Source organism: Silanimonas algicola (assembly GCF_054777375.1).
Genome location: NZ_BAAHAS010000003.1, coordinates 250,739 through 276,265 on the forward strand (window position 1 = coordinate 250,739; position 25,527 = coordinate 276,265).

Annotated in this window: 20 protein-coding genes, 1 tRNA gene and 1 pseudogene; 17 read left to right on the top strand and 5 right to left on the bottom strand. The window is 71.9% G+C overall.

From position 1 onward, the window contains the following. Positions 1-68 precede the first annotated feature (68 nt). The 7 genes from ACYVAK_RS11335 to ACYVAK_RS11365 are packed head-to-tail and all read left to right on the top strand — an operon-like array spanning position 69 to position 5,776. Positions 69-506, top strand: a complete 438-nt coding sequence (locus tag ACYVAK_RS11335) for a hypothetical protein (protein ID WP_461061021.1) — start codon at positions 69-71, stop codon at positions 504-506. Beyond that, positions 503-931: a hypothetical protein gene (locus ACYVAK_RS11340; protein ID WP_461061023.1), complete on the top strand. Its 429-nt coding sequence runs from the start codon at positions 503-505 to the stop codon at positions 929-931. The genes ACYVAK_RS11335 and ACYVAK_RS11340 overlap by 4 nt, the downstream gene beginning before the upstream one ends. After that, the gene (locus tag ACYVAK_RS11345; RefSeq protein ID WP_461061025.1) at positions 931-1,125 is read left to right on the top strand and encodes a helix-turn-helix transcriptional regulator; all 195 of its coding nucleotides are present in this window, start codon (positions 931-933) and stop codon (positions 1,123-1,125) included. Before ACYVAK_RS11340 ends, ACYVAK_RS11345 begins: the two co-directional genes overlap by 1 nt. Before the next feature lie 3 nt (positions 1,126-1,128). Continuing rightward, positions 1,129-2,334 carry a M50 family metallopeptidase gene (locus tag ACYVAK_RS11350; RefSeq protein ID WP_461061027.1) on the top strand — a complete coding sequence of 402 codons (1,206 nt, stop codon included), beginning with the start codon at positions 1,129-1,131 and terminating at the stop codon, positions 2,332-2,334. Positions 2,335-2,371: 37 nt separating this feature from the next. Then, on the top strand, positions 2,372-3,850 hold the full coding sequence (locus ACYVAK_RS11355; protein ID WP_461061029.1) for an alpha/beta hydrolase: 1,479 nt from the start codon (positions 2,372-2,374) through the stop codon (positions 3,848-3,850). A 10-nt stretch (positions 3,851-3,860) separates the two neighbouring features. After that, positions 3,861-4,607, top strand: coding sequence for an ABC transporter ATP-binding protein (locus ACYVAK_RS11360; protein ID WP_461061031.1), 747 nt, complete (start codon positions 3,861-3,863; stop codon positions 4,605-4,607). Beyond that, entirely contained in the window at positions 4,604-5,776 is a 1,173-nt protein-coding gene (locus tag ACYVAK_RS11365; RefSeq protein WP_461061033.1) for an ABC transporter permease, read from the top strand. The genes ACYVAK_RS11360 and ACYVAK_RS11365 overlap by 4 nt, the downstream gene beginning before the upstream one ends. Before the next feature lie 69 nt (positions 5,777-5,845). On the opposite strand, the gene ACYVAK_RS11370 is transcribed toward ACYVAK_RS11365, so the two are convergent. Both ACYVAK_RS11370 and ACYVAK_RS11375 read right to left on the bottom strand, forming a co-directional pair. Then, on the bottom strand, positions 5,846-6,856 hold the full coding sequence (locus ACYVAK_RS11370; RefSeq protein WP_461061035.1) for a TonB family protein: 1,011 nt from the start codon (positions 6,854-6,856) through the stop codon (positions 5,846-5,848). A 152-nt stretch (positions 6,857-7,008) separates the two neighbouring features. Continuing rightward, complete coding sequence (locus ACYVAK_RS11375) at positions 7,009-7,956, bottom strand: energy transducer TonB (RefSeq protein WP_461061037.1); 948 nt, start codon at positions 7,954-7,956, stop codon at positions 7,009-7,011. A 112-nt stretch (positions 7,957-8,068) separates the two neighbouring features. Between ACYVAK_RS11375 and hrpB the strand changes: the two genes are divergently transcribed. From hrpB to ACYVAK_RS11425, 10 genes and pseudogenes are all read left to right on the top strand, one after another. Beyond that, positions 8,069-10,558, top strand: coding sequence for an ATP-dependent helicase HrpB (gene hrpB, locus ACYVAK_RS11380; RefSeq protein WP_461062136.1), 2,490 nt, complete (start codon positions 8,069-8,071; stop codon positions 10,556-10,558). A 363-nt stretch (positions 10,559-10,921) separates the two neighbouring features. Next, on the top strand, positions 10,922-12,805 hold the full coding sequence (gene mnmG, locus ACYVAK_RS11385; RefSeq protein WP_461061039.1) for a tRNA uridine-5-carboxymethylaminomethyl(34) synthesis enzyme MnmG: 1,884 nt from the start codon (positions 10,922-10,924) through the stop codon (positions 12,803-12,805). A gap of 97 nt (positions 12,806-12,902) precedes the next feature. Further along, a complete protein-coding gene (locus ACYVAK_RS11390; RefSeq protein ID WP_461061041.1) occupies positions 12,903-13,997 on the top strand; it encodes an HD domain-containing phosphohydrolase in 1,095 nt (364 codons plus the stop codon). 5 nt (positions 13,998-14,002) lie between these two features. Then, entirely contained in the window at positions 14,003-15,376 is a 1,374-nt protein-coding gene (locus ACYVAK_RS11395; RefSeq protein ID WP_461061043.1) for a sensor histidine kinase, read from the top strand. Between the two features lie 171 nt (positions 15,377-15,547). After that, positions 15,548-16,609: pseudogene (locus tag ACYVAK_RS11400) on the top strand (pectate lyase family protein); the annotation flags it as partial. Positions 16,610-17,311: 702 nt separating this feature from the next. Continuing rightward, on the top strand, positions 17,312-17,560 hold the full coding sequence (locus ACYVAK_RS11405; protein ID WP_461061045.1) for a hypothetical protein: 249 nt from the start codon (positions 17,312-17,314) through the stop codon (positions 17,558-17,560). Positions 17,561-17,597: 37 nt separating this feature from the next. Next, a complete protein-coding gene (locus ACYVAK_RS11410) occupies positions 17,598-19,529 on the top strand; it encodes a putative bifunctional diguanylate cyclase/phosphodiesterase (RefSeq protein ID WP_461061047.1) in 1,932 nt (643 codons plus the stop codon). 61 nt (positions 19,530-19,590) lie between these two features. Beyond that, positions 19,591-20,760 carry an FG-GAP repeat domain-containing protein gene (locus ACYVAK_RS11415; protein ID WP_461061049.1) on the top strand — a complete coding sequence of 390 codons (1,170 nt, stop codon included), beginning with the start codon at positions 19,591-19,593 and terminating at the stop codon, positions 20,758-20,760. Positions 20,761-20,789: 29 nt separating this feature from the next. Continuing rightward, positions 20,790-21,977, top strand: a complete 1,188-nt coding sequence (locus ACYVAK_RS11420; RefSeq protein WP_461061051.1) for a serine hydrolase domain-containing protein — start codon at positions 20,790-20,792, stop codon at positions 21,975-21,977. 77 nt (positions 21,978-22,054) lie between these two features. Then, a tRNA-Arg gene (locus ACYVAK_RS11425) sits at positions 22,055-22,131 on the top strand. Positions 22,132-22,136: 5 nt separating this feature from the next. Here ACYVAK_RS11425 and ACYVAK_RS11430 read toward each other — a convergent pair. From ACYVAK_RS11430 to ACYVAK_RS11440, 3 genes are all read right to left on the bottom strand, one after another. Next, positions 22,137-22,922 carry a DODA-type extradiol aromatic ring-opening family dioxygenase gene (locus ACYVAK_RS11430; protein ID WP_461061053.1) on the bottom strand — a complete coding sequence of 262 codons (786 nt, stop codon included), beginning with the start codon at positions 22,920-22,922 and terminating at the stop codon, positions 22,137-22,139. Positions 22,923-23,039: 117 nt separating this feature from the next. Next, complete coding sequence (locus ACYVAK_RS11435) at positions 23,040-24,965, bottom strand: methyl-accepting chemotaxis protein (protein WP_461061055.1); 1,926 nt, start codon at positions 24,963-24,965, stop codon at positions 23,040-23,042. Between the two features lie 122 nt (positions 24,966-25,087). Continuing rightward, positions 25,088-25,498: an NUDIX hydrolase gene (locus tag ACYVAK_RS11440; protein ID WP_461061057.1), complete on the bottom strand. Its 411-nt coding sequence runs from the start codon at positions 25,496-25,498 to the stop codon at positions 25,088-25,090. Positions 25,499-25,527 lie beyond the last annotated feature (29 nt).

A 25,527-nucleotide genomic window follows, 5' to 3' on the forward strand; every position in this document is an offset into this window, starting at 1 on the left:
ATGCTTGACATCGGGCGGCGCGCGCCCGAGGATGGTGTCAAGCGTCCTTGACACCCCGGAGCCTGGCCGTGCCCTTCCCACCCCCCGCTCATGACGACGATCGCCTGACCCCGCCCATCCGGCGCTACCTGCGCTGGCTGGTGGTCTCGATGTCGGCCTACGTTTCGCTGCTGGTCACGAGTCTGTTCGCCCTGCGCACGGTCGCGGCCGACGCCTTGGCGCTCCGCGCCCTGCTGGGGCTGCTGCCGGTCCTTCCCCTGCTGGTCCTGGTCTGGGCCTTCGCCCGCTACATCCGCGAGGCCGACGAGATGCAGCGCCAGATCGAGCTGCAGTCCGTCGCCTTCGCCGCCCTGTCGACCGGCATCGGTTTCCTGGTCGCCGGATTCCTCGCCAATGCCGGCGTGTTCGGTCTGAAGGGCGGCCTCGTCGCCATCCTCGTACTGCCGACGCTGTTCGGCACCTACGGCATCGCGAAGGCCGTCGTGCATCGGAGCTATGGCGGATGAACCCCTTCATCGACATGGTGCGCTTCACGCCGAACGAGAAGCGCTATTACCGCCGCAGCGTCGCACCGACGCTGGCCTTCCTCGCGGTGATGGCCGGCAGCTCCCTGCTGGTGCGCGAATACCGCGACGAGTGGCCGTTCGCCGTGCTGGCCACCCTCGCCCTGCTCCCGGTGCTGCCCATGGCCTGGGTGATGAAGGTCTACATCGACTTCTTCCGCGATTGCGACGAGTGGGAGAAGTTGATCGAGGTCTACGGCATCGCCATCGGCGTGCTTCTGGTCGGCATGGCGTACTTCGCCCTCGGCCTGCTCGGTCTGTTCAAGCTCGTGGTGCTCGACGGCACCCTGATCGCCTACGGGATGCTGCCGGCGGTGATGCTGGCCTACACGCTGGGCAAGGTCGTCGGCCGCTGGCGGCACGGCTGATGCGTAACCTGATCCGCGAACGTCGCGAAGCCATGGGGTGGTCGCAGGCGGAACTCGCCGAGCGTCTCGCCGTCTCGCGCCAGACCGTCAACGCCATCGAGACCGGCAAGTACGACCCCAGCCTGCCGCTTGCCTTCAAGCTGGCCCGCCTGTTCGGCGAGCCCATCGAATCCCTGTTCGACGACGCCCCCTGAGCCATGGACGCCCCCGCCTCCTCGCCCCTCCCGATCGACCTGTCGCCATTGCCGGATGCGCCGGCCAAGCCCACGTCGGCAACCCGCGTGGTGCTTGGAGCCCTTGGCGGTGCGGCGATCGGCGCTGCGGCGGCGCTCGCGGGCATCGAAGCCGCCGATGCGCTGGGCATCGAGTGGCGCGCGCTGTTTCCGGAGGAGGCCGGCGGCGCCCGGTGGTTGATCGGCTGGTCGCTGCTGCTGCTGGCCTTCTGGCTGCAGGTGCTGCTGCACGAAGCCGGCCATGCGTTCGCCGGCATCGCGGGGGGACTGCGTCCGCTGGCCTTCGGCGTGGGGCCGCTCCGCCTCGAGCGCAGCGGCGAGGGATGGCGCGTCCGCTGGGGGGGCGGTCTTTCGGGCATCAGCGGCTTCGCGCTCCTGCTGCCCTCGCCCGAGCATCCGCCGTCGCGGGGCACGCAGGCCGCCTACCTCCTGGGTGGCGTCGTCGCCAACGCGCTGGTCGCCGGTGCGGCGCTTTGGGCGCTCCCGCTCGCGCCGTCCGGCGTCCTGCACGGCCTGCTGGTGGCGCTGGTCGCCACCGGCCTGTTCCTGGCCGTGGTGAACCTCATCCCTTTCCGCAGCCAAGGCTGGCTCAGCGACGGCGCCGGCCTGTGGTCGCTGTGGCGCCAGCCGGGCCTCGCCTTCGCCTCGATTGCGCTGCAGCAAGCCGTGCAAGCGAGCGTGGAGGGCGTGCGACCGCGCGACTGGCCGGCCGAGTTGCTGCCCCGCGAGGACGCGCCCTTCGGCGAGTTCGGCGAGCCGGGCCTCGACATCGCCATCGCCTCGATGCGGCTGAGCCGCGCCCTCGACGCAGGCCACGTGCCGCAGGCCGAGGCCGCCGCTTCGTACCTGCACGCCGCGTGGCCGACGGCGACGCCGGCGCTGCGTCCGGGCCTGGCGGTGATGCTCGCCGTGCATTGCCTGCTCGTGCGGAAGGACATCGCGACCCTGCGCGAATGGCGTGAGCGCATGGTCGGCAGCCTGCTCGACATGGGCTGCCATGAAGCCTGGCTGGACGCCGAGATCGCGCTGGCCGACGGCGACGTCGAGGCTGCACGCCAGGGCCATGCCGACGCCCTCGCCGCCCTGCCGCGCATCCACGACGCCGGGACCCGCACCGTGGTCGGCGAGCGCCTCGAACGCCTCGCCCACCGCATTGCCGCCGCGGCATGACCCCGTTTCCTCCGCCCCCAACCCCAGGAGAACCCGCGTGATCCGAACCCCCTTGGCCACCGCCGTGCTGCTCGGGCTGCTGGCCACCAGCCAACCCGCCGCGGCCCGCTCGCTTGGCGGTCTCGACTTCGAGCCTTGCACGCTCAACGGCAGTGGCGCGGCCGCCGCGGTGGAGGCGCAATGCACCACCTTGTCCGTGCCCGAGAACCGCGCCGAGCCGGACGGCCGCCAGATCGAGCTCGCCATCGCCTGGGTGCCGACCGACGCCGAGGCTGAGCCCGACCCGATCTTCATGCTCGCCGGTGGTCCAGGGCAGGGGGCGCGGGAGTCCTTCCCCTCGGTCGCTGCGGGCTTCCGCGACGTGATGCGCACGCGTCACGTCATCCTCGTCGACCAACGCGGCACCGGCGATTCGAACCCGCTGGCCTGCCGCGACGCCGAGGGCAACAACGCCTTCGGCGATCCGTCGGACGACGATGCCGACGCCGCGGCGCGTTTCGCCGAAGCCTGCCTCGCCGAACTCTCGAAGACCTCGGACGTGCGCCACTACACCACCACCGACGCCGTGGCCGATCTCGACGCCGTGCGCCAGGCCATCGGTGCCGAGCGCATCAACCTCTACGGCGGCAGCTACGGCACCCGCGTGGCGCAGCAGTACGCCAAGACCTTCCCGCAGCACACCCGCGCCGTGGTGATCGACAGCGTCGCACCGATGGACCTCGTGCTCGGCAGCGAGCACGCCAAGAACCTCGACGCTGCGCTCGACGTGCAGTTCGCGCGCTGCGCCGCCGACGCGGCCTGCGCCAGGACGCTGCCGGATGCGCGGGCGTCGCTGGCGGCCGTGCGCGAGGCCCTGTCGCAGCCGGGCCTCGCGCCGGTGGCCTACCGCGACCCGACCACCGGTGAACGCCGCGAGGAGGTGCCGACGCTGGGGCATCTCGGCATCGCGCTGCGCCTGTACAGCTACTCGCCACTCACCGCGACCCTGCTGCCCGTGGTGCTGAAGCAGGCCGCCGACGGCGACTACGCGCCGCTGCTGGCGCAGTCGCGCTTCCTGATGGGCAGCATCGGCGACTCGATCATGCACGGCATGCAGCTCTCGGTGATGTGCGCCGAGGACGCCGACGAGATGGCCGTCGACCCCGCCGACGACGCGACGGTGATGGGTTCCCAGTTCGTCGGCTGGCTGAAGGCCCAGTGCGCCGTGTGGCCGCGTGGCCAGCGCCCGGCCGACTTCCGCGCCCCGCTGACCGGCGACCTGCCGGTCCTCGCGATCAGCGGCGAGTTCGATCCGGTCACGCCGCCGCGCTACGGCGAGCGCGCCATCGCCCAGCTGCCGAACGCGCGCCACCTCGTGCTGAAAGGCCAGGGCCACACGCCGATCAATGAAGGCTGCATGCCGAAGCTGTTCGCGCAATTCATCGAGACCGCCGACGCGAAGGGGCTCGATGCCGCCTGCCTCGACCGCCTCGCCCCGCTTCCCCCCGGCACCGGCCTGCACGGCTGGGAGCCCTGAGGACACTGCCATGATCGAACTCACCGACCTGCACAAGCAGTTCAAGACCAAGACCGGGCTGGTCAGCGCCGTCTCGGGCGTCGGCTTCACCGCCCGCGACGGCGCCATCACCGGCCTGCTCGGCCCCAACGGCGCCGGCAAGACCACCACGCTGCGCATGCTCTACACGCTGATGAAGCCCGACCGCGGCAGCGTCCGCGTGGACGGCCGCGACGCCTACGCCGAGGCCGAAGCGGTGCGCCGTTCGCTCGGCGTGCTGCCGGACGCGCGTGGCGTCTACAAGCGCCTGACCGCACGCGAGAACATCACCTACTTCGGCCGCCTGCACGGCATGGACGACGCGGCGATCCGCAGGAACACCGATCGACTCGTCGAAGCCCTGCAGATGGGCGACTTCATCGATCGACGTACCGAAGGCTTCTCGCAGGGCCAGCGCACCAAGACCGCGATCGCACGCGCCCTGGTGCACGACCCGAAGAACGTCATCCTCGACGAGCCGACCAACGGGCTCGACGTGATGACGACGCGCGGCCTGCGCGAGTTCCTGCTGCGGCTGAAAGGGGAGGGGCGCTGCGTGATCCTCTCCAGCCACATCATGCAGGAGGTCGGTGCGCTGTGTGACCACATCGTGGTCATCGCCAAGGGCCGCGTCACCGCGCAGGGTTCGCCCGACGAGCTGCGCGCGCAGACCGGCGAATCCAATCTCGAAGACGCCTTCGTCAAGGCCATCGGCTCCGAGGAGGGCCTGCAGGCATGAAGACCCTGATCACGGTGATGCTCAAGGAGCTCGCCGAAATCTTCCGCGACCGCAAGATCGTCATCAACGGCCTGCTGCTCATGCCGTTCGTGTTCCCGATCCTCATCCTCGGCATGGGCGCCCTGGCCGAGAACCGCGCCAAGACCCAGCTCGAGTCGGAACTGAAGCTGCCGGTGATCGGTGCCGACATCGCGCCGAACCTTGTCGCCTTCCTCGCCACGCAGAACATCACCGCGGAAGCGCCGCCGGCGGACCCGGATGCGCTGATCCTCTCCCAGGAGAAGGACGTGATCCTTCGCATCGCCCCGGATTTCGCCGACGACTGGCGTGCCAGCCGGGCGGCGACCGTCGAGATCCTGCACGACAGCTCGCGCCAGGACTCGCAGATCCCCGTGCGCCGCGTGGAGCGCGCGCTGCAGGCCTACTCGCGGCAGGCCGGCGCCATCCGCCTCATCGCGCGCGGCGTCGATCCCTCGCTCGGCACCGCGGTCAGCGTCACCTACCGCGACCTCGCCACGCCGGAAGCCAAGCGCGGCATGCTCCTGGCCTTCCTGCCCTACGTGCTGATCCTGTCGGCCTTCCTCGGCGGTGCTTACCTGGTGATGGACGCCACGGCCGGCGAGCGCGAGCGGCAGTCCCTCGAGCCGCTGCTCGCCACCCCGGCCGGACGCGGCGCGATCATGAGCGGCAAGATCGCGGCGGCCTGCGTGTTCGGCATGATCGGCCTGCTGCTCACGCTGCTGAGCTTCAAGCTGAGCTTCGGCTTCGTCGACAGCGGCCCCTTCAAGGGCGTCGATGTCTCGATGCTCGCCGTCGCCAAGCTGCTGCTGATCCTGCTGCCGATGGTGCTGATCGGCACGACGCTGCTGACGCTGATCTCGGCCTCGGTGAAGACCCTGAAGGAGGCGCAGAGCTACATGGCCTTCCTGATGTTCTTGCCGATCCTGCCGACCATCATCCTGATGGTGAACCCGGTGAAGAACGCCCTGTGGATGTTCGCCACGCCCTTCCTCGCCCAGAACCAGCTGATCCTGATGGTGCTGCGCCAGGAGGCGATCGGCGCGGCGCAGTGGGCGACCTACCTCGGGGCGGGTTTCGGCCTCGGCGCACTGCTGTGGCTCGTTGCAGCACGGCTGTACCACCGCGAACAGCTGGCGATCTCGGCCTGACCGGCGCGTACCACATGACGAAAAAGCCCGGCTCGCGCCGGGCTTTTTTTCGACCGTGGCGCTTCCGGCTTACATGCTGAAGTCGAACGTGCGGGTCTGCGTGGTGGTCTCGCCGGTGGCCTCGAAGCGCCAAGTCGACACCGTCTGCACGACCGTGCGGTCGAACAGGCCGCGGGGGCGGGCGCGCAGCACCTCCACGTTGGTGACGCGGCCATCGGCGCCGATGGTGTACTGCACGGTCACCGTGCCCGAAGCGCGCGTGCGCGCGGCTTCACGCGGATAGGGCGGCTGCGGGGTGCTGATGGCGCGCGGCGCACCGCCGGTGCGTGGCGCGGGAGCGGCCGGCGGCGGCGTGACGGGCGCCGTGGCCACCGGGGCGGGCGTTGGCGCGGTGGGCGCCGGTGCCGGGGCCGGTGCCGGGGCGGGCGCCTCGACGGCGGGTGCGGGCTCGGCCGGGGCCGGAGTCACGGCGGCGGTGGCGGCGGCGGCGGCCTCGCGCGCGCGCTGCTCCGCGGCGAGCCGCTCGCGTTCGGCACGTTCGGCCTCCTGGCGCTCGCGGTCGGCCGCGGCGGTGCGGCCGGAGGCGATCGCGTCGCGGATACGGTTCAGCGACGGGGCCTCCGGATCCGTGCGGCCCATCAGTTCGAGCAGGCGCTCGGCTTCGGCGAAGTCGGACTCGTTGATGGCCTGCTCCGATGCGATCAGCGCATAGGGCATCAGGTCGATCAGCGCGGACTCCGCCGACACGTCCGGCTTGGCGGATTTCTGGCGCAGTGCCAGGTAGTACTCCATCGCGTTGTCGCCCGCCGGGGCGTACAGGCGCTGTTCGCGGAGGGCGGTGTTGCCCTTCTCGCGGAGTTCGGCTTCGCTGAGGCTGGCCAGCGCGCTGGCCGTGGCCTGGGCCGCCTCGGCGGCCTGTGCCGCCTGGTCCACCGTGTCCGCCGGAGCGGCGGCCGGGGCGGCGGCCGGCGCGGCCGTAGCCGCCTCGTCGGTCGCCGGCGAGCAGGCCGTGAGGCCAAGGGCGAGCGCGAGGGCGGTGGCGAGCGCGGCGGAGGGCTTGCGGATCGACGGAGCGGACACGATGGGTTTTCCAGCCGGGGAAAGGGGAGGGCCCAGACTCCGGCGTCCGTTAGGTTTCTGTCAACCCGCCGCCGTGACGTTCGGCACGGATGGCGACGGTTTTTCACATTGCATCGCCGCAAGATGCCGGCGCGCTTGGGCCCGCGGCGGTTTCAGGAGCGCTTGAACTGCAGCACGACGCGCGCATCGCTGGCCTCCGCCGCCGGCGCGTAGCGCCAGCGGCGGACCGCGAGGACGGCCTCGCGGTCGAAGACACCCGGCGGGTCGGCACGCACGACGTCCACGGCTTCCACCCGTCCGTCGGCGCCGATGCGGACCGCCACTTCCACCTCCCCCTCGAGGCGACGACGCGCCGCGGCCTCGGGGAAGCGGGGCGATACGCGGTTGACCAGGGGGCGCGGTGCCGGCGCGGTGGCGCGAGGCGGCGCCGGTGCGGGCGCCGGGCTGCCGGCAACGGGGCGTGAGACCGGCGGGTTGGCTGGCGGGTCGGCCGGCCGGTTGGCCGGGACGGCGGTGGCGCGGGGGGGCGCGACCGTCGCGGCCGCGGGCAGCGCCGTGGGTGTCGATGTGGCCGCTGCGGCCCCTTCGGCCACGCGCTGCGCTTCCGCGACGAGGCGCTCCGCGTCCGCCTGCGCCGCGGCGTCGCGGGCCTGGGCAACGGACCGCGCCGCGCCAAGGGCGTCACGCAGGCGCGGCACCGCCGGGGCGTCGGCATCCATGCGCGCGAGCAGGTCGATCAGCCGCGCCGCCTCGGGGAAAGCCTCGGCGGCCGTGGCCTGCTCGGCGCCGATGACCACGTAAGGCGCGAGGTCGGAGAGGGCCGTTTCCACCGCGGGGTCGTCGGGGTGGCGCTCGCGCAGGGCGAGATAGTCTTCGACGGCGTTGTCGCCGGCCGGGGCATAGAGGCGGTGGGACGCCAGCGAGGCCGCGGCGCGATCGCGAAGGCTGGCCGTGTCGAGGACGGCGGCGGCCGGTGCGTTGGGACGTGCCGGGACGGGGGCGGTGGTCGTGGCTTCGGATGCCGACGGCGCCTCGCCGCCGCAGGCCACCACGCCCAGGATGAGCAGCGCGGGAAGGAGGTGTCGGACAGCGTCGCGCATGGCGGAGCTCGGCGGATCGGGGCCCGGCACCGTAGGTCCCGCGCATGACAGCGTCGTGGCGAACTGCCGTCGGTGATCCTGAAGTGCAGCCCTGCGCACAGGCTCGGGTACCCTGCGCGCCGTGCATTTCCCCATCTCGCCCCTGCTGCCCGAGCTGCGCGACGCGCTCGACGACCATTCGCGCCTCGTGCTGGAAGCGCCGCCTGGCGCCGGCAAGACCACGCAGGTGCCGCTGGCCCTGCTCGACGCCCCGTGGCGGGCGGGCGGCAAGGTCCTGATGCTGGAACCGCGCCGCGTCGCCGCGCGCGCCGCCGCCGGCTTCATGGCCAAGCAGCTCGGCGAAGAGGTCGGGCGCACCGTCGGCTACCGCATCCGCTTCGAGGCCAAGGTCTCGGCGGCCACGCAGGTGGAAGTGGTGACGGAGGGCATCCTCACGCGCCTGATCCAGGACGACCCGACGCTCGACGGCATCGCGGCGATCCTGTTCGACGAATTCCATGAGCGGCACCTCGCCGCCGACCTCGGCTTGGCGCTCGCGCTCGACGTGCAGGCCCAGCTGCGCCCCGACCTGCGGATCGTGGTGATGTCGGCGACGCTCGACGGCGAGCGCTTGGCGCGATTCCTCGACGCCCCGCGTCTCACCGCCGAAGGCAGGGCGTATCCCGTCACCACCAGCCACTTCCCCGCGCGTCGCGACGAGCCCGCCACCGCGCAGCTGCGCCGCTGCGTCGAACATGCGCTCGGCCAGCATCCCGGCGACCTGCTGGTGTTCGTGCCGGGCCAGCGCGAGATCACCGACGCGACGCGGGCGCTGGAGCCCGTGATCCCCGCCGACGTCCGACTGCTGCCCCTGCACGGCGAGCTGCCGGTGGAGGCGCAGTCGGCCGCGTTGAACCCCGACCCGGACGGCAAGCGCCGCGTGGTGCTGGCCACCAACGTGGCCGAATCGAGCGTGACCCTGCCCGGCGTGCGCGTGGTGATCGACAGCGGCCTCGCCCGCGAGCCGCGCTTCGAGCCGAACTCCGGCTTCTCGCGGCTGGACACCGTGGCGATCTCGCAGGCCAGCGCCGACCAGCGCGCCGGCCGTGCCGGTCGCGTGGCCGAAGGCTGGTGCTACCGGCTGTGGCCGGAATCGCAGCGCCTCGAACCCAACCGTCGCGCCGAGATCGCGCAGGTGGAACTCTCCGGCCTCGCGCTGGAATTGGCCGCGTGGGGCGAGGCCGACCTGCGCTTCGTCGATGCGCCGCCGCGCGGCGCGCTGGCCGCGGGCGTCGACCTGTTGAAGAGCCTCGGCGCCTTGGATGCCAACGGCCGGATCACCGGCTTCGGCAAGCGGGTGCTGGCCTTGGGCACGCACCCGCGCCTCGCGGCCATGCTGCTCAGCACCCGTGATCCGACCGAGATCGCGCTGGCCTGCGATCTCGCGGCACTGGTCGAAGCGCGCGACCCGCTGAAGGGCCCGCGCCGCGACGACGTCGCGGCGCGCTGGCAGGCCCTGGCGGCGTTCCGCGCGGGGCGCGCTCCGCCGGAAGCCTCGCGCTCCGCGCTCGCCGCGATCGATGCGCAGGCCAAGCAATGGCGCCGCCGCCTGCGCTGCGAAGCCCTGCCGCCGAAGGACGCGCCGAACCATCTGCTGGGCGATTTGCTGCTGCATGCCTTTCCCGACCGCATCGGCGTGCAGCACCCCACCGATCCACGCCGCTATGCCCTGAGCAACGGCCGCAGTGCGCGCGTGTTCGACGATTCCGCGCTGTACGGCGAGCCGTGGATCGTCGCCAGCGAGCTCCGCTTCGAGGCGCGCGACGGTTTGATCCTGCGCGGTGCGCCGGTGGACGAGGCCCGCCTGCAGCGCGAGTTCCCCGAGCGCTTCGTCGAGGAGGACACCGTGCGCTGGGATGCGACCGCCCGCGCGCTGGTCGCCCGCCGCGAGCGCCGCTTCGACCGCATCGTGCTGGAGAGCAAGCCGGCCGGCCGCCCCGACCCGGCGCGCGCCGCGCAGGCGCTCACCGACGCCGTGCGCGAGCTCGGCCTCGAGGCCCTGCCGTGGACGGAAGGCCTGAAGCAGTGGCTCGAGCGCCTGCGCTGCCTGCGCGACTGGCTGCCGGAGCTCGGCTGGCCGGACGCCAGCGACGAGGCCCTGATCGATTCCCTCGACGACTGGCTGAAGCCGGCGTTCCAAGGCAAGACGCGGCTCGATGCGCTCTCGGAAGAGGCGCTCGGCGACGCGCTGAAGTCGCGCCTCGACTGGTCGCTGAAATCCAAGCTGGATGCCCTGGCGCCGCGCCGCATCACGGTGCCTTCAGGGCTCGAGCGGCCGATCACCTACGCGCACGGCGAGCGCCCGGTGCTGGCCTGCAAGCTCCAGGAGCTGTTCGGCCTCGCCGACACCCCGCGCATCGCCGACGGCCGCGTGCCGCTCACCTTGCACCTGCTGTCCCCGGGCGGTGCGCCGCTGGCGATCACGCAGGACCTCAAGAGCTTCTGGAACAACGCCTACCCGGACGTGAAGAAGGACATGAAGGGCCGCTACCCACGACACCCGTGGCCCGACGATCCGTGGACGGCCACCGCCACGCACCGCGCGAAGCCGCGGGGGACCTGAGGCCTTGGATCCGGCGGGCAGTGGCCGCGTCACGGGGTCTGCGGCCGCCTCGCCCCGGAACCGATCACGCAAGCAACCCGACGGTCCGGCCGAAGGCGACATCCTGTCGCTCGGCCGGATCGCGCATCCTTGCGCGACCCCTTCGGGGCTGGCGTCTCGACACCGCGTCGGGGCTCGAAATCCGCCACAGACCCCATGCCGCGCCCGCTGCCTGTCGGAGCCGGCAGGGCGGGGGAGCGCCGCGACCGCCGAGACTGCTCCCCGTCGCACGTCAGGCGTCCGCGGTAGGTCGACGGTGCATGGGGTCGGCATCGGGTTGCCCCGCCGACGCCGATTCAGCCCCGCCACGGCACAATGGCACCCATGTCCACGTCCTTCCACGCCTTCGATGTCATCGTCGTCGGCGGCGGCCACGCCGGCACCGAAGCCGCGCTGGCGGCCGCCCGCAGCGGCGCGCGCACGCTGCTGCTCACGCACAACATCGAGACGATCGGCCAGATGAGCTGCAACCCGGCCATCGGTGGCATCGGCAAGGGCCATTTGGTCAAGGAGATCGACGCGCTGGGCGGTGCCATGGCGCGTGCGGCCGACCGCGCCGGCATCCAGTGGCGCACCCTCAACGCCTCGAAGGGCCCGGCCGTGCGCGCCACCCGCGCGCAGGCCGACCGCGGGCTCTACAAGGCCGCGATCCGCCGGATGGTGGAAACGCAGCCGAACCTGTCGGTGTTCCAGCAGGCGGTGGACGACCTGCGGTTCGCGGGTGAGGCCGTCACCGGCGTGCGCACGCAGATGGGCCTCGAGTTCCATGCGCCGGCCGTGGTCCTGACCGCGGGCACCTTCCTCGCCGGGCAGATCCACATCGGGCTGGCGAACTACGCCGGCGGCCGCGCCGGGGATCCGCCGTCCAGCGCCTTGGCGATGCGCCTGCGCGAGGCGTCGCTGGGGGCGGGGCGGCTCAAGACCGGCACGCCGCCGCGCATCGACGCCCGCAGCATCGACTTCTCCGGGCTGGAAGAACAGCCGGGCGACACGCCGATCCCGACCTTCAGCTTCGACCACGATGCGTCCGTGCACCCGCGCCAGGTGAGCTGCTGGATCACCCACACCAACGAGGCCACGCACGACGCCATCCGCGGCGGCCTCGACCGCTCCCCGATGTATACGGGCGTGATCGAAGGCGTAGGCCCGCGCTACTGTCCCAGCATCGAAGACAAGGTCACGCGTTTCGCCGACAAGGCCTCGCACCAGGTCTTCATCGAGCCCGAGGGCCTCGACACCTTCGAGATCTACCCCAACGGCATCAGCACCTCGCTGCCCTTCGACGTGCAACTGCAGCTCGTCCGCTCGATCAAGGGTTTCGAGAACGCCCACATCACCCGGCCGGGCTACGCCATCGAGTACGACTACTTCGACCCGCGCGGGCTCAAGGTCTCGCTGGAGACGAAGGCGATCCGCGGCCTGTTCTTCGCCGGGCAGATCAACGGCACCACCGGCTATGAAGAAGCGGCGGCACAGGGCCTGCTGGCCGGCCTCAATGCCGCGCGTTTCGTGCAGCAGAAGGACGCCTGGACGCCGCGACGCGACGAGGCCTACCTCGGCGTACTGGTCGACGACCTGATCACCCACGGCACCACCGAGCCCTACCGCATGTTCACCTCGCGCGCCGAGTACCGCCTGCAGCTGCGCGAAGACAACGCCGACCTGCGCCTCACCCCGACCGGCCGCGCGCTCGGGCTGGTGGACGACGCGCGCTGGGCGGCCTTCGAAACCAAGCGCACGGCGATCGAGTCGGAGACGGCCCGGCTTCGCGGGCTCTGGGCCGCGCCGAACAACGCGCTGGGCCGCGCCTTCGAAGCCGCCACCGGCCAGCCGGTCTCGCGCGAGACCCATGCGCTGGACCTGCTGAAGCGCCCCGAGCTCGACTACGCCGCGCTGGTGTCCGTCGAAGGTCTGGGCCCCGGCGTCACGGATGCCAAGGTCGCCGAGCAGGTGCAGATCACGGCGAAGTATGCCGGCTACCTCGACCGCCAGCGCGAGGACATCGAACGCCAGCGCCGCAACGAGACCCTGGCCATCCCACCCGGTTTCGAATACCGCGGCATCAGCGGCCTCTCTGCGGAGATCGTGGCCAAGCTGGGCGCCGTGCGGCCGGAGACGATCGGCCAGGCCCAGCGCATCCCGGGCATGACACCGGCGGCCATCTCCCTCCTGCTGGTGCATCTCAAGCGGGGTGGCTGCGCCGCCTGAGGCGTCCGCAGGGTCGTTTCACCGGTTTTCGCAAGGCGCTCATTGCCAAGCCGGGCCTGCGTGGCATGCTCGGGAGACGCCACGGTCGGAGCGTGCGATGGCCATGAATGACGAACTGCAGTTCGCCGAGGAAGTCCCCGAGGACGCGCCGCTGGCGCCCGTGGCCACGCCGTGGAAGGTCGCGGTCGTCGATGACGACGAGTCCGTCCGCGCGATCACCCGCCTCGCCCTCGGCCAGCTGAAGGTCGACGGCCGCCCGCTCGACCTGCTCGAGGCCGCCAGCGCCGAAGAAGGCATCGCGCTGTTCGCGACGCATCCCGACATCGCGCTCGGGCTCATCGACATGGTGATGGAGGAGCCCTGCGCGGGCCTGCGGGTGATCACCGCGGTGCGCGAGCAGCAGGGGAACCACCGAACGCGCCTCGTGGTGCGCACCGGACAGCCGGGCCACCTGCCGGAGGACCGGGTCATCCGCGATTACGACATCAACGACTATCGCGAGAAGACCGAGCTTTCCGCGCAGAAACTGCGCACGGTCGCGCATTCGGCCATCCGCAGCTTCCGCGATATCGTGGCGGTCGAAGGCGCCTTCCACGGCATGGTCGAGCTGCTGTCCCGGGTCGTCGACGAATCCCTCGCCGAGTATTTCCCGCACGCCATCGCCTCGGCCGAAGTCGCCGCCGAGATGGGCCGCCTCATGGGCCTGCCGGCCACCCGCGTCGAGGCCGTGCGCCACGCCGCCGTGCTCCGCGACATCGGCCTCCTCCGCTTGCCGACCGGCGTGCGCCACGCCTTGCTGCAGTACGAGACCTTGGACGGCGATGCCCGCCAGGCCGTGCTCGACCATCCGATGGTGGGCGCCCGGTTGCTCGATCGCCTGGCCACGGTCGAAGGGCGCCTCGCCGCGCAGCTCGCCCGCGAGCACCACGAGCGTTGGGACGGCGGGGGATTCCCGCAGGGCCTGCAGGGCGAGGCCATCGGGCTCGAGAGCCGGATCCTCGCGGTCGCCAACCTCATCGACGCGCGGTTGGCCGGCGCGACCGACCGCGCGCCCAGCACCCCGGAAGCCCTCCGGGCCTTGCTCGCCGAGCGGTCGGCGCGGTCCTTGGACCCGGCCCTGGTCGCCCTGGCGCTCGAGAACTTCGACATCCTCCTGCTCGTCCGGGCGAAAGCCCGCGCCTTGGCGACGTGAGGAGCGTGCGGGACGGCCTCCTGCTGGCCCTCAGCGAGGCGACGTACATCGACGAGGGCGACGTCGCCCGGAGCGCGCGCGCCATCACCGCCGCCGCGGTGGAGGGTTTGGGCATCGACCGCTGCGGTGTCTGGATGCGGGGGGACGACGGTTGCTCCATCCGCTGCCTGCACCTGTTCGACCGGGCCGAGGGCGGCCATCACGAAGGCGGGAGCGTCGAGCTCACGGCCGCCCAGTACCCCCGCTATTTCGACGCGCTGGCCCGCGAGCGGGCCATCGTGGCCTGCGACGCCGCCACGCACCCGGATACCGCCGAGTTCGCCACCGGCTATCTCGACGTGCTGGGCATCCACGCGATGCTCGATTGCCCGGTGCGCCAGCACGGCCGCATGGTGGGCATCCTCTGCGCGGAGCATCGCGGCGCCCGGCGCGCCTGGGCGGACGACGAGGTCGGTTTCCTCGGGAGCCTCTCCGACCTGTTCGGTCGCGTGCTGACCGCCGCCGAGCGCCGCGACTACCAGGGTCGCCTCGAAGCCCTGAACGCCTCGCTCGAGGAGCGCGTCGCCGAACGCACCGCCGAGCTTCGCGCCGCCCTCGACTACCTCGAACGGGCCCGCAGCCACCTCGTCGAGCGCGAGAAGATGGCCGCACTGGGCCAGCTGGTCGCCGGCGTGGCGCATGAAATCAACACGCCCGTCGGCGTCATCGTGACGGCGGTCAGCCATTGCGCCGGGCTGCTGGCCGAACTGCGCGAGGCGCAGGCGAGCGGCATGTTGACGCGCTCGCGTTTCGAATCCGCGCTCGCCGAGATCGGCGACGGCCTCGAGATGGCCCAGCGCAACGCGGTGCGCGCTGCCGGGCTGGTCGAGAGCTTCAAGCGCACGGCGGCCGACCAGACCCATGACGTGCGCAGCCGTTTCGAGCTCGGCAAGACGCTGGCCGACGTCCTCACGACGCTGTCGCCGCTGCTGCGCCGCCGCGGCGTGCAGGCCCGGCTCGCCGAGATGGCCGCGGTGGAGTGCGACAGCTACGCCGGCAGCCTCGCGCAGGTCGTGACCAACCTCGTGGTCAACGCCTGCGTGCACGGGTACGGCGACACCCCGCCGCCCGACGCATGGATCGAGCTGCAGGCGGGGCAGAGTGGCGGGATGGCGTGGCTGCGCGTCATCGATGCCGGCGCCGGCATGCCCCCCGAGGTGCTGCAGAAGGCCTTCGAGCCGTTCTATACCACCGCGCGGATGCGCGGCGGCACCGGACTCGGGCTCAGCATCGTCCGCACGCTCGTGGAGCGGACGCTCGGCGGCGAAATCCGCATCCAGACCGCCAGCGGCGAAGGCTGCCGGGTCGACGTCCGCTTCCCCTGCCAAGCGCCGGCCTGAGCCGGGGCATCCCGCGCTGCGCGACCGTCGTGCTGCGTCGCAGCCGCAGGGCCCGGCCCCCCTCGCATCGGCAATTGACACCGGTAGACATCCGGCGTTGAATAGACCCGCCGCCAGCGCCTCCCCCGAGCGTCCGGGCGCACGTGGCATCCCCCCATCGAGAGTCCCGCCATGCCCTCCAAGCGCCCCCCCACCCCCGCCTTCGCCGTCGGCCTGCTCGCCCTGCCCATCGCCTTCGGCCTGCAGGCCCAGGCCGTCGGTTACGCCGCCGGCACCACGGGCGGCGGCAACCGTGCCCCCGTCGTCGTCAGCACCCCCGAGCAGATGCGCGCCGCCATCGACGCCTACGGCGGCAGCGGCGGCCTGGTGATCCGCTACACCGGCACCTTCGACTTCCGCACGATCACCGACCCCTGCGCGCAGTGGCGCAAGGACCCGGTGGTCGTCGAGATCAAGGACAAGAGCGACATCACGATCGAGGGCGCCAACGGCTCATCGGCCAACTTCGGCCTGTTCATCGTCGGCAACTCGCGCAACATCATCGTCCGCAACATGACGATCGGCCTGCTGCCCGGTGGCGAAGGCGCTGATTCGATCACGGTCGAAGGCCGCGGCGCCGGCCGCATCCCCGAGCGCATCTGGATCGACCACAACACCATCTTCGCCTCGCTCACCAGCTGCCCTGGTGCGGGCGACGCCAGCTTCGACGGCGGCATCGACATCAAGCGCGGCGCGCGCTTCATCACCGTCTCGTACAACCACGTCTACAACTACCAGAAGGTGGCGCTGAACGGGCACACCGACAGCTTCACCGACCACAACGCCGCGCGCACCACCTACTACCGCAACCGCTTCGAGAACGTGCAGGCGCGCGTGCCGCTGCAGCGCTTCGGCCTCAGCCACATCGCCAACAACTACTTCGGCAACATCAGCACGTCGGGCATCAACGTCCGCATGGGCGGCGTCGCGCTGATCGAGGCGAACTACTTCGAGAACGCCGCCAACCCGGTGACCTCGCGCGACAGTTCGCAGATCGGTTTCTGGGAGTTGCGCAACAACGTCATCGGCAGCGGCATCACCTGGTCGTCGCCCGGCGGCAACACCGTCAACGCGACCAACTGGCAGAGCACCCGCACCTTCCCCGAGCCGCTGGGCTACACGCTGCCGATCGCACCGGCCGCGCAGGTGAAGTGCCTGGTGTTCGCCACCGCGGGCGCCGGCACCAACCTCGCCACGTCGGCGCCGCAGTGCGGCTCGGGCGGCGGCATGCCGCCGCCGCCCCCGCAGGCTGCGACGCCCTCGATCGCCCTGACCGCCTCGGCGTCGTCCTCGGGCATCAACCTCGCGTGGACGCCGGCCAACCTCACGCCGGGCACGCAGGAGGTCTACCGCGACACCGACGCCAATCCCGCCGGCCGCACCCGCATCGGGATCGTCGGCGCGAGCATCCGCAGCTACAGCGACGCCACGGCCGTGGCCGGCGTGCCGTACTGGTACTGGATCAGCACCACGGTCGCCGGTCGCGAGACGAGTTCGAATGCCGCGTCGGCGACGCGCCCGGCCACGGCCGCGCCACCCTCCGGTGGCGGCGTGGCCCCGGCCCTGCGCGGCACGGGCGACTATCCGACGGGCTTCAGCAAGTGCGCCGACCTCGGCGGCAGCTGCCGGGTCGATGGTGGCACGGGCTGGGTCGCCTTCGGCCGCAAGGGTCGCTGGGTGTCGCGCTTCGTCGGCGTGGGCAACAGCATCGCCTGCACCACCGCGGCGTTCGGCAGCGATCCGGGCGGCGCGCCGAACAAGTGCTCGCGGCAGAACTGAGCGCGGAACCCTCGGGAGTGCAGGGGGCGGCGCGGCGCCTGCCGCGTCGCCACGCTTGCGCGGCGGCACCCCGCGGCCGCACGCTTGGTCCACCATCGACGGTCAGGAGGGGCGGGCATGAGCGGACAGGAACACGCGGGGCGCGGCAGCACGGGGAATGTCATCGCCGCGGTCTGCAGTTTCTTCATCCCCGGCCTCGGCCAGCTGGTGCAGGGCCGCCTCCTCTGGGCGCTGGTCTGGTTCGCCGCCGCCTGCCTGCTGGCGGTGCTCACCTTCATCTTCACCCTCGGCTTCGCGCCGTTCGGGTGGGGCCTCGTGAGTCTCGTCGCTTGCGTCCACGCCGCCCTGTACAAGCCCGCGTCGTGAGCATCCTCCGCGCCGCGCCGGAGGGTGCCGCCGGGCCGTGAGCCAGCGCCCCGCCCACGCTGGCGCCGCGCGCGACACCCTGCTCGCGCTGCAATCGCGGCGCGTGCGGCAATTGATCGTCCTGCTGATGGCGGCGCTGCTGGTCTTCGCCGTCGTCAACCTCGCGGTCATCGACACGCCGGTGCTGTTGCCGCTGGTGGTTGGCGTGCCCCTGCTCGGCGTCGCCTTGTGGTTGCAGCAGCGGTGCCGGGTCGAAGAGGCCCTGCTGCTGGTGCTGTGGGTGATGACGCTCGTGGCCACGGCGATGATCGGGATGCGTACCGGGGTCACCGACCTGGTCGTGCTCGCCTACCCCTGCATCCTGGTCCTCGCGGCGATGACGCTGAGCCCGCGGCCGCTTTTCCTGTTGGGTGGATTCATGCTGCTGGCCCTGGCGGGCTTCACTGCGGCCGAGATCGGCGGATGGTTCACCCCGACCAGGCACGAGGTCGGCTTCTGGAGCTTCATCAACCGCGCGCTGATCCTCGTCGTCGTCGCGGTGATCGGTCGGACCATGGCCCGCGATCTCCAGGCTGCCGTGACGCGCGCCGAGGCGGAAAGCGATCGCGCCAAGGACAATGCCATGCGGCTGGCCTTCCTCGTGCAGCACGACGCGCTCACCGGCCTCCCCAACCGCCTGCTGGTCCAGGACCGGTTCGCCCAGGCGCTGGCGCGTTCGCGTCGCGACGGCGACCCGCTGGCGATGCTGGTGATCGATCTCGACGACTTCCGCCGCGTCAATGACTCGCTCGGCCACGGTGTCGGTGATGCGGTGCTGCAGCGGATGGCGGAACGGCTGCGGGTGCTCGCCGCCGAAACCGACACCCTCGGCCGCCTCGGCGCCGACGAGTTCGTGGTGGTCAGCAGCGAACTGGGTGACGCGGAGGCCTTGGCGGTGTTCGCGCAGCGGCTCCTCGACGGCCTTGCCGAACCGTTCGAACGCGACGGGCTCTGCATCACCTGCGGCAGTTCGATCGGCATCGCCCGCTTTCCGCACGACGGCGACACCTTCGAGACCCTGCTGAACCGCGCGGAAGCCGCGATGGCTCGCGCGAAGGCCGACGGCCGAAACGCGTTCCGCTTCGCCGACGCGGAAGTGGACCTCGATGTCGGCGAGCACCTCCGGCTCGTCTCGGAGTTGCGCGCCGCCATCGAGCGCGGCGAGCTGGAGCTGCACTACCAGCCGATCGTCCATCTGGCGAGCGGCCGCGTCGGTGCGGTCGAGGCCCTGGTGCGCTGGCGCCATCCGGAGCGCGGGCTCGTGTCGCCGGGGGCGTTCATCCCGCTGGCCGAGCGCAGCGGCCTGATCCACGCACTTGGCGCCTGGGCGCTGGAGGAGGCGGTGGCGCAGGCGCGCCGCTGGGAGGCGCGCGGCCTGCCACCGCTGGTGGTTTCGGTGAACGTCTCGCCGGTCCAGCTTTCCCAGGGCGAGCTCGACCTCGTCGTGCAACGCGCGCTCGCGGCCAACGCGCTGCCGGCGCGCCAGTTGCTCCTCGAGCTCACCGAGTCCAGCCTCGTCGGCGACGCCGAACCGCTGCGCAACCGCATCGCCCGCTTGCGCGCCATCGGCGTGGGACTGTCCATCGACGACTTCGGCACCGGCTACTCCAACCTCGGTTACCTGCAGCGTTTCGACGTGCAGACCCTGAAGATCGACCAACGGTTCGTGCGCGGCCTGGCCGATGGCGTCCAGGGCGAAGCCATCGTCCGAGCGATCGCGCAGCTTGCCGCCAGCCTCGGCATCCGCAGCGTGGCCGAAGGCATCGAGACCCCCGCGGAGGCGGAGCGCCTGCAGGAACTCGGTTGCGATGCCGGCCAGGGACGCTGGTGGGGCGACGCGATGCCCGCGGCCCTCTTCGCCACCTGGTATGCCGAGCGCTTCCCGCCGGCCTTGGCGCAGACGTCCGAGCCGTCCACCTTGCGGCATTGAGGCGGACGCGGTGCTCACGCGGCCGCGCCGACACTGCCTGCCCTCGCCACGGAGTCCGTCCATGCCCCCGACCCGCCCGGCCCGCCGAGCCCTCGTCGCCGCCCTCGTCGCCGCCCTCGCCACCCCGGTCGGCGCCTCGCCGTGGGCCCCGCGCGACGGTGCCCTGCCGGGCGGCTTGCTGGCGGGTCTGTCGATGGACGCCAAGACAGGCGACGTCGATGGCGATGGCGATGCCGACCTCGTCGTGGCGATGGAGTGGGCCCCCGTGCAGGTGTTGTTCAACGACGGCCGCGGCCGCTTCACCGCCGACCCGGCGCGCGTGCCGCAGACCACGCACGACCACGAGGAAGCCGCGCTCGCCGACCTCGACGGCGACGGTGACCTCGACCTCGCCATCGTCAGCGAGGACGACCGCGCGGCCGAGCTGTGGCTCAACGACGGGACGGGCCGATTCGCCGTCGCGCCCTTCGAGGCCGCGGCCGGCGCCGTGGGCAACGGGATCATCGCGGTGGACGTCGATGCCGATGGCGACCTCGACCTCGTCGCCGCCAATGCCGATGGCGACCGCGTGCTGCGCAACGACGGTGCGGCGCGCTTCACCCACGACCGCGAGGCCTTGCCCGCGGTGGACGGCATCTCGCAGGACGTGATCGCCGGCGATGTCGACGGCGATGGCGACGCCGACCTCGTGTTCGGCAAGGAGAACGGCGCGCGCCTGCTGCTCAATGACGGCGCGGGCCGCTTCGTGCTCGCCGCCGAGACGCACTGGCCAACGCTGGCCGACGAGACGCGCAAGGTCGGTTTGGGGGACGTGGACGGCGACGGCGACCTCGACGTGTATCTCGCCAACACCCGCTTCAGCCGCCCGCAGGGCGACGCGCAGGATCGCCTGCTCCTGAATGACGGACGCGGCCGCTTCAGCGAGGCCACCGCCACGCATCTGCCACCGGACGCGCAGAACGGCTTCCACGGCGACCTCCATGACCTGGATGGCGACGGCGACCTCGACCTGCTCAGCGCCGACGTGGTGTTCGGTGCGCCCGAGCCGGCGCCCGTGCGTGCCCTGCTCAACGACGGCACCGGGCGCTTCGCGCCGGCCCCCGCCTCGCTGTGGCCCGCTGCCATCCGCGGCCCGCTGTTCGACAGCGTGATGCTCGACGTCGATGGCGACGGCCGCCTCGAGCTCTTCCTCGCGATGCGGGCCGCGCCGGACGTGCTGCTGGCCCGCTGAGCCTTCTTCGATCCCACCCGAGACCCGTGATGCCCCGTCCGCTGCCGTCGCTCGCCCTGGGCTTCGCCCTGCTGCTGGCCACCCCGTCGTGGGCCACGCCGGCCCACGACGCCGCCGACGTGCCGCCGCGCGGTGCCTGGGCCGAATGCCCGCCGCGCGACTGCGGCTTCGATGCGGCGAAGCTCGCCGAGGCGGTCGCCTGGGTGCAGACGCAGGAGAACCCGGCACCGCGCGACCAGACCGCCGCCTGGGTGCGCAGCTTCGGCCAGCGCGAGCCCTGGTTCGGCGGCATCCTCGGGCCGATGGCACCGCGCGGGCCGGTGAGCGGCGTCGTGATCCACCGTGGCCGCGTGCTCGCGTCGTTCGGTGAGCCGGATCGCGTCGACATGGCGCACAGCATCACCAAGAGCGCGCTCTCCGCCGTGGTCGGTCTCGCGTGGCAGGACGGCCGCATCGACCCCGACGCGCCGGTAGCCGCAGCGATGCCGCCGGGGGTTGATCTGTTCACCGACCCGAAGAACGCGCCGATCACCTGGGAGCACCTGCTGCGCCAGACCAGCGACTGGCAGGGCACGCTGTGGGGCAAGCCGGACTGGGCCGACCGCCCCGTGGGCGACACGCCCGAGGACTGGCCGAAGGCACCGCGCGCCGCGCCGGGGACGGTGTACGAGTACAACGACGTGCGCATCAACGTGCTGGCCCTGGCGGCGCTGCACGTGCACCGCGAGCCGCTGCCGGTGGTGTTCCGCGAGCGGATCATGGACCCCATCGGCGCGTCCTCGCGCTGGCGCTGGGAGGGCTACCGGAATTCGTGGGTCGCGCTCGACGGCCAGCGGATGCAATCGGTGTCCGGCGGCGGCCACTGGGGCGGCGGGCTGTTCATCGACAGCTGGGACCTCGCGCGCTTCGGTCTGCTTTACCTGCGCGACGGCCGCTGGGGCGACCGGCAGATCGTCGACCCGGCCTGGATCGCGCGCTCGCGCACGCCCGGCAGCGTGAACCCCGCCTACGGCCACGCCAACTGGTTCCTCAACACCGGCCGCAAGGCCCTGCCGTCGATGCCCGAAAGCACGGTCTATTTCGTCGGCAACGGCATGAACGCCGTAGTGATCGACCGCGAGCACGACCTCGTGGTGGTGGCCCGCTGGATCGACGGCGAGCCGGCGCTCGACGCCTTCCTGAAGCGCTTGCTGGCGGCCCGGACCACCGCCCCCTGAGGCCGGCGGCCGGCAGGGGCTGGCCTCGGCTATACTGCACCCCTGCCGTGGGTCGCCCGGCAGTCGCAGCACACCACGCGCCCGTAGCTCAGCCGGATAGAGTAGTGGCTTCCGAAGCCATTGGTCGGGGGTTCGAATCCCTCCGGGCGCGCCACCTCCCTACGCAAACACGAAAGCGTGCATCGACAGCGCGCCGTAGCGGTAGCCGCCGTCCAATCGTTCCACCGCGACCTGCTCGCCTGCCGCCGCGCGGGCGAAGGGCAGGGGCAGAAGGTGTTCCAGCGTGGGATGCGTGCGCGCGAGGCCCGGCATGGCCATCAGCTGGTCGGCGAAGGCCGCCGGCGGGATGCCGCTCGCGAGCGACGCACTCACACGATCGACGAAGCCCTGCGCTTCGGGCGTCGGCGTGTCGCCGGCCGCCATGTCGAGCTCGTACAGGTTGTGCGTGAGGCTGCCCGAGCCGATCACCAGCACGCCGTCCTCGCGCAGCGGCCGCAGTGCCGCGCCAAGCGCCGTCGCGCCGCGCGCGTCGAGGTCGGCCGGCATCGAGAGCTGCACCATCGGCACGTCGGCGTGCGGGTACAGGTGCAGCATCGGCACCCAGGCCCCGTGGTCGAAGCCGCGTTGCGGGTCGATCGTCGCGGCGAGGCCCTGCGCCGCCAGCAGCGTCTGCACGCGGGTGGCCAGCGCCGGGTCGCCGGGTGCGGAGTACTGCAGCGCGTAGAGCGGCGCGGGGAAGCCGCCGAAGTCGTGGAGGGTCCGTGGGGCGGCCGCGCCGGTGATCGCGAGCCCGCGGGTCATCCAGTGCGGTGAAAGCAGCAGCACCGCGCGCGGGGTCGGCGCCGCCCGGGTGAACGTGCGCAGCGCGGCGCCGGCGGCGCCGGGTTCGAGCGCGAAGGTCGGGGCGCCGTGCGAGACGAAGAGGGTGGGGAGGGGGAGGTCCATGCTGCCAGCCTGGGCCTCCGCTCCTGCCTCCGGCGAGCGCAGGGCGGGAACGCAGCGTTGCCCACCGCATTCGCGCCGGCGCCGAGGATGGCCCGGCGCCCGCACGGCATCCGGCCTTCAGTCGACGTAGCCGCGCACGATCGCCAGCAGGCCGTCCACCTGGTCGTCCAGCGAGCGTGCCGCTGCGGCGGCTTCCTCGACGAGGGCGGCGTTCTGCTGGGTGGCCTTGTCCATCTGCACCACGGTCGTGCTGACCTGCTCGATGCCCGACGCCTGCTCGATGGTGGCCGAGGCGATATCCTGCATCAGCGTCGAGACCGTCTGCACCTGGCGCACGATGCCGGCCATCACCTCGCCGGCGTGGCGGGCGCGGCCCGAGCCCTCGTGCACCGAGGTGGTGGCCAGGTCGATGAGCCCCTTGATCTCCTTGGCGGCGACGGCGGAGCGCTGCGCCAGCGCGCGCACCTCCGAGGCGACCACCGCGAACCCGCGGCCCTGCTCGCCGGCGCGGGCGGCCTCCACCGCGGCGTTGAGCGCGAGGATGTTGGTCTGGAAGGCGATGCCGTCGATCAGGCCGATGATGTCGGCGATCTTGCGGCTCGAGGCTTCGATCTCGGTCATCGAGCGCATCACGTCGTGCACCACGTGGTCGGCGCCGTCGGCCTCCTTGGCCACGTTGGTGGCGAGCTGCCGCGCTTCGGCGGCGGAGGCGGCATTGGCCTTGACGGTGGAGGTGAGCTCCTCCATCGAGGCGGCGGTTTCCTCCAGGTTGGCGGCCTGCGCCTCGGTGCGCTTGGCGAGATCCTCGTTGCCGGTGGCGATCTCGGAGGACGCCGTGCGGATCAGCATCGAGAAATCGCGGATCTCGCCCATCATGTCGTTGATGGCGGGGGTGATGTCGGCGGCGAACTTCACCACCTTGTAGGGCTTGCCGTCGAGCCCGCGAAGCAGGTTGTAGCTGGCCTCGAGCCACACGTTGCGCCCGCCGCGGCCGACGCGGCGGAAGCGGCCGGCCTTGGCCTCGCCGCGGGCGAGGCTGGGCCAGAAGTCGCGGTATTCGGCGCTCTCGCGCTCCTCGGGACGGACGAACATCCGGTGGTGCTTGCCGACGACCTCGTCGAGCGTGTAGCCGGTCGCCGTCAGGAAGTTGCGGTTCGCCTTGAGGATCGTGCCGTCGAGGTCGAACTCGATGATCGCCTGCGTGCGGTCGATGGCCGCCATCTGGTTGCTGAACTCCACGTCCTTCAGCTTCTGGGTCGTGATGTCGGTGGCGAACTTGACCACCTTGAAGGGGCGCCCCGTCGGGTCTTTCACCGGGTTGTAGGTCGCCTCGAGCCAGAGCTCGCGCCCGCCCTTGCCGAACCGGTGGTACTGGCCTTGGTCGGGGTGGCCCTCGCGCAGGCGCGCCCAGAACGAGGCGTAGGCAGGCTTGGCGGCCTCCTCCGCGGCGACGAACACCCGATGGTGCTGCCCGACGACCTCGGCCAGCGTGTAGCCGGTGGCGGCGAGGAAGGCGGGGTTGGCGTGAAGAATGCGGCCGTCGAGGTCGAATTCGATCACGGCCATCGCGCGGTCGATCGCCTCGAGCTTGGCTTTCGCCTCCGCTTCGGCGAGGCGCTGCGTGGTGATGTCGGTGGCGAAGGCCAACACCTTCACCGTGCGGCCGCTCGCATCGAAGACCGGGTTGTAGCTCGCTTCGATCCACACCGGGCGGCCGCTTTTGTGGCGACGCTCGTACTGCCCCGACGAGACCGCGCCGGCGGCCAGTCGTGCCCAGAAGTCGTTGTGCGCCGGTGCCGCCGCGTCCTCCGGCGTCAGCATCATCCGGTGGTGCTGGCCGCGGATCTCGTCGAGGCGGTAGCCGAGCGCCGCAAGGAACGGTTCGTTGGCATCGAGGACGGTGCCCTCGGGGGTGAATTCGACGACGGCCGTGGAACGTCGAATCGCCGCGACGGTGGCTTCGAGGTCCTGCACCCGGGGGTCGGGGTGGCCCAGCGTGTCGAGGAGCCGATGGGCCCAGTCATGGGGCTTGCCGAGAGACATGGGGAACCTCCGTCGTCGGTCGCTTCAGGTGACGGCAGCCTAGGCACGGCGCTGGGCCCGGAATGTGCGGGCCCCGTCGCTTTTGGCGCGCGTTGACCGTTCCCGCGGGTCGGGAAAAACCCTCAGCGGCGCGTCGCCCGCCACGCGGGGAGGATGTGGTCCGCGCTGAGCGGGGCCACCGGGATGGCGAAGGGCGGCTGCGGGGCGATCCACGCCAGTTCGGCGATCTCCGCGTGCGCCACCGGCGTGCCGCTGATGCGCACGGCGAAAGCCTCACCGCGGACGCGGCGGCCGGGCTCGTTGACCGCCTCGGCTTCGAACTCGCCGAGACGCCGTGCGCTGCCTTCGATGAGGTGGACGCCGAGCTCCTCGTGCAGTTCGCGCGCGAGCGTGGCGAGTGCGTTTTCGCCGGGCTCGCGCTTGCCGCCGGGTTGGATGAAGGTGGTCGAGCCGCGCTTGCGCACCAACAGTACCCGGCCGTCGTCGTCGGCGATGACGGCAGCGACGGTGCGGATCGGTGGCAGGGCAGACATGGGCGGCGAGGGCATGGACGGCGTATCGG

Excerpts from the sequence above, each read along its gene's own strand:
- ACYVAK_RS11340 (WP_461061023.1), top strand. The coding sequence starts at position 503 with ATGAACCCCTTCATCGACATGGTGCGCTTCACGCCGAACGAGAAGCGC.
- ACYVAK_RS11345 (WP_461061025.1), top strand. The coding sequence starts at position 931 with ATGCGTAACCTGATCCGCGAACGTCGCGAAGCCATGGGGTGGTCGCAG.
- ACYVAK_RS11350 (WP_461061027.1), top strand. The coding sequence starts at position 1,129 with ATGGACGCCCCCGCCTCCTCGCCCCTCCCGATCGACCTGTCGCCATTG.
- ACYVAK_RS11360 (WP_461061031.1), top strand. The coding sequence starts at position 3,861 with ATGATCGAACTCACCGACCTGCACAAGCAGTTCAAGACCAAGACCGGG.
- ACYVAK_RS11365 (WP_461061033.1), top strand. The coding sequence starts at position 4,604 with ATGAAGACCCTGATCACGGTGATGCTCAAGGAGCTCGCCGAAATCTTC.
- ACYVAK_RS11375 (WP_461061037.1), bottom strand. The coding sequence starts at position 7,956 with ATGCGCGACGCTGTCCGACACCTCCTTCCCGCGCTGCTCATCCTGGGC.
- mnmG (WP_461061039.1), top strand. The coding sequence starts at position 10,922 with ATGTCCACGTCCTTCCACGCCTTCGATGTCATCGTCGTCGGCGGCGGC.
- ACYVAK_RS11390 (WP_461061041.1), top strand. The coding sequence starts at position 12,903 with ATGGCCATGAATGACGAACTGCAGTTCGCCGAGGAAGTCCCCGAGGAC.
- ACYVAK_RS11405 (WP_461061045.1), top strand. The coding sequence starts at position 17,312 with ATGAGCGGACAGGAACACGCGGGGCGCGGCAGCACGGGGAATGTCATC.
- ACYVAK_RS11415 (WP_461061049.1), top strand. The coding sequence starts at position 19,591 with ATGCCCCCGACCCGCCCGGCCCGCCGAGCCCTCGTCGCCGCCCTCGTC.
- ACYVAK_RS11420 (WP_461061051.1), top strand. The coding sequence starts at position 20,790 with ATGCCCCGTCCGCTGCCGTCGCTCGCCCTGGGCTTCGCCCTGCTGCTG.
- ACYVAK_RS11430 (WP_461061053.1), bottom strand. The coding sequence starts at position 22,922 with ATGGACCTCCCCCTCCCCACCCTCTTCGTCTCGCACGGCGCCCCGACC.
- ACYVAK_RS11435 (WP_461061055.1), bottom strand. The coding sequence starts at position 24,965 with ATGTCTCTCGGCAAGCCCCATGACTGGGCCCATCGGCTCCTCGACACG.
- ACYVAK_RS11440 (WP_461061057.1), bottom strand. The coding sequence starts at position 25,498 with ATGTCTGCCCTGCCACCGATCCGCACCGTCGCTGCCGTCATCGCCGAC.